Source organism: Gordonia sp. (in: high G+C Gram-positive bacteria) (assembly GCF_049299075.1).
Classification (GTDB): Bacteria; Actinomycetota; Actinomycetes; order Mycobacteriales; family Mycobacteriaceae; genus Gordonia.
In genome coordinates this window covers 1-3,018 of sequence record NZ_JBAQWU010000314.1, presented here as the reverse complement: position 1 = coordinate 3,018, position 3,018 = coordinate 1, and the positions used below count along the sequence as shown (strand labels likewise).

Here is a 3,018-nt window from a genome sequence, read left to right as displayed (position 1 = left end):
CGCTCGGCAATAGCGCGGTAGGCCATCGTCGCGAGGTTGGAACTGCGGGATTTGGGCCACGGAGTCCGTCCCTGTCTCATCACAGACAGTGACATCTCGCGGATCGCCTCCGTGCTCTGCTGAGGTGTGGCGACTCCAGTAAGGACGTCGAGGAGCGAGCCGACCGGTGTGGCGATCCGATCGTAGTGGAGTCGCTCGGCGTGGTCGGGTGTGAGGTCGTGGCAGTAGCGGTGGGGTCGTTGCCGGTTGTAGAACGCGACCCATTCGGCGGTGGCCAGGGACAGTTCGGCGACGCCGTGGAATCGGGGTTGGTTGTCGACGAGTTCGTTCTTGTAGTCAGCGTTGGCCGATTCGGCCAACGCGTTGTCGTAGCTGTCACCGATGCTGCCGATCGAGGCGGCGATCCCCACTGCGGCCAACCGCTGCCCGAACGCCAGAGCCGTGTACTGCGACCCCGCATCGCTGTGATGGATCAGATCCTCGAAAGATGTTGTGCCACAACGCTTCCTGTTGCCGATAGCGGCGGTGACCAGATCGGAAGTCATCTCTGAGGCGACTTTCCAGCCGACGATCTTGCGGGCGAAGACATCGGTAACGAACGCGGTATACGCCCAGCCGCCGACGGTGCGGCAGTAAGTGAAATCGGCGACCCACAAACGGTTGGGTGCGGCCGCATAGAAGTGGCGGTCGACCAGGTCAGCCGGACGGTGATGGTCGGGGTTGGGGGTCGTGGTGCGCGGAGCCTTCTTCTTCGACGCCCCGCGCCAACCCATCTCGCCCATGACCCGCTCGACGGTGCGGCGAGCCACATCATCTCCGTTGCTGCGCAACATTATCCTTGCCTTGCCTTGCCTTGCCTTGCCTTGCCTTGCGTGAGCCCGGGATGCGGGTCAGCGGGTACTGTCGGCGCATAGTGAAAATCGCATCGATGACGCGCGCCGCCGCCGATACTCGTAATAGGTAGATGGGGCGATAGCCATACCGTGCTCGGTGAGCACCTGGCACATCGAATCGACTCCCCAGATAAGACCATCGGCGCCCACCCGGTTTCCCTGGTGAGCGCCGATGAACACGCGCGATCAGCGATGTGGCCGGTCGATCTCGGCCGCGAAGAAAGCTGACGCCGCCTTCAGGATGCCGTTGGCGCGTGTGAGTTCGGCGTTCTCCTTGCGGAGCCGACGCACCTCCTCCGCCGCGTCGACCGAGACATCCGATGCTGAGACTGCGGCGCCGGGGGCCTTACGCACCCACTGGCGCACCGTTTCCGCTGCCCCCACACCGAGCAAGTCCGCGGTCTTCTTCATCGCCGCCCACTCCGTCGAACCCTGACCCACCAACTCCGCCACCATCGTCACCGCGTCACGCTTCAACTCCGCCGAGTAATGCTTCGTTCCTGCTGCCATGAGATCCATCTTCCCTTGAGACGAACCCTCCGGAAATCCCGGGACGGATCAATATCGGGGACCTGCCAATACAAAGTCGCCACAGGTACTTCCAGGTCGGCCGCGATCTGCTCTCCGGTTCTGCCTTCGGCGGCCAGCTCGTCGGCCCGGCGCAGCGTACGTACGATGTCCTCCGCCGAGTGACGCTTACGTCCTGCCGTGTTCCTCATCGTCCCTTCTTGGCCCTCACCAGGGCAATCGGGACTCTAAAACGCCCTGGACCACTTCACGGGGAACATGCCAGGAGCTGCGGCTAAGGGTTCGCGGCCGCGGAGTCAGGTCGATGCGAAGCTCGGTGAGCTTCTCCCGGAGTTCTTCGTCCGCATCGCGGAGGACGTACTTCAGCAACTCGTCCTGACGGGGTTGGCCGAATGCCATGCGATAGAGCGAAACGCTGGCAAGGAGGTTCCCTTGCAGAGCCCTCTCTCGTGTATATGGCGTGATGTGAAGGTGTCGTTCTACTTGGGCTGTCTCGTCGCCGAGTTCGGACGGTGCGAAGACCCAGTAGGGAACGATGTCTGACGATCCGGCCAGCTTACGCGCTTTGGCCCGTGCGAACAGTTCCTCCCAAATGTTCTCGGCCCCAGCCGGGAAACCGACGGAGCGTGCCACATTCTTGCGGACGGCATGACACTTGTACCGGTGCACGCGACCTTCGCGTTGTTCGAGGTCGACCGGGTTGGTCGGCAGGTTCCAGTGCGACACGGCGTGCGAGTACAGATGGAAGTCGAGGCCCTCCTGGCCCACTGATGTACTTGCCAGCACGAATGGCCAGAACGGCGAGTTGAAGGCCGTGCTGACGGCATTCGAATCGCGCGCCCCTTCTGACTGGGTGCCATCGGATACGAGTCGCAGAGCGAATCCGCCGCGCATGCTCACCTGGTCCCACAGTGGTTGCCCAGCCTCATCGGAGACGATGGTCGACGGTCGATAGGTGGGAATGCGCAGTCCGAGAACGTCGCGGATCGTTTCGGCGGTCTTGTCGGCCGCCTCGTCGCAGGGGAGGCGGTCGTAGCCCTTATGCTCGACCATCACCTCGACATACTCATCCATCACCGACTGGAGGTTTCCGGTGGCGCAGTACACGAGGGCTTTGTGCCAGAAATCTTCCTTGCCGTCGTGAGCCGGTTGAAAGGTGGAGATCACCTGGCTCCCGTGAGGGAGATTGAAAAGGTGCCGGAAGCCTTCGGACGCATACTGGGCCAATCCGATGACGAGTTCAGGTGCTGCGGTGGGGAAGCGACGCCGCATGGTTCGCAGAATGACCGCTGCTGGCGAAGCGATACCGGCGAGTGCCAGAACCTCGAAGAGGTCCTTCGGGACCGGTGGACGGCTGGCGTCGTCCTCGAGCAGGCTCGATAGATATTCAAGGTGTTTGTCGCGGTTGCTCAGGTTTTCTCGCTCGTCGGAGTCGTCGTCGTCCGAGAGTGGTGGCGCTTCGTAGCTGTACTGGGCCTCGTAGACCTCTCCGTCAAGAAGTGCGGGTGCGAGCACATACCAGGCAGACGATGCTTGACCGGACTGGTCGGCGGTGGCGATGAGTGGTTCAACTTCAGACCGGACACGTTCCTTTGCC

1 protein-coding gene and 1 pseudogene are annotated in these 3,018 nt (G+C 62.5%); both read right to left on the bottom strand.

What is annotated here, in order from left to right:
- Positions 1 to 215: 215 nt before the first annotated feature.
- Positions 216 to 1,304 (bottom strand): annotated as a pseudogene (locus WAW85_RS09700) (IS3 family transposase); the annotation flags it as partial.
- 324 nt (positions 1,305 to 1,628) lie between these two features.
- The coding region (locus tag WAW85_RS09695) for a helicase-related protein (RefSeq protein WP_422559408.1) at positions 1,629 to 3,018 on the bottom strand (1,390 nt) is incomplete at its 5' end.